The organism is Bartonella sp. AA86SXKL, from assembly GCF_042196885.1.
This window is the reverse complement of sequence record NZ_JBHIRE010000389.1, coordinates 1-274: the sequence shown is the minus strand read 5'-3', so window position 1 is coordinate 274 and position 274 is coordinate 1. Positions and strand designations below refer to the sequence as shown.

The window sequence follows — 274 nt, the reverse complement described above, 5'->3', positions numbered from 1 at the left end:
GGACGCTGCGAAGCATGTCAGGGAGATGGAGTGATCAAAATTGAAATGCACTTTTTGCCTGATATCTACGTTACCTGCGATATATGCCAAGGAAAACGCTATAATCGAGAAACCCTAGAGATAAAATTTAAAGGAAAATCGATCGCCGATATTTTGGACATGACAATCGAAAAAGCAGAAGATTTTTTTCAAGCTGTTCCTAATATTCATAACAAAATGAAGACCCTCATGAAAGTCGGCCTTGGCGATATTAAAGTAGGACAACAAGCCACAA

General features: G+C 39.1%; 1 protein-coding gene. It reads left to right on the top strand.

Going from position 1 to position 274, the window contains the following annotated elements:
- A partial coding sequence (locus ACFIO5_RS12165) for a hypothetical protein (protein ID WP_375705547.1) occupies positions 1 to 274 on the top strand: 274 nt, incomplete at both ends.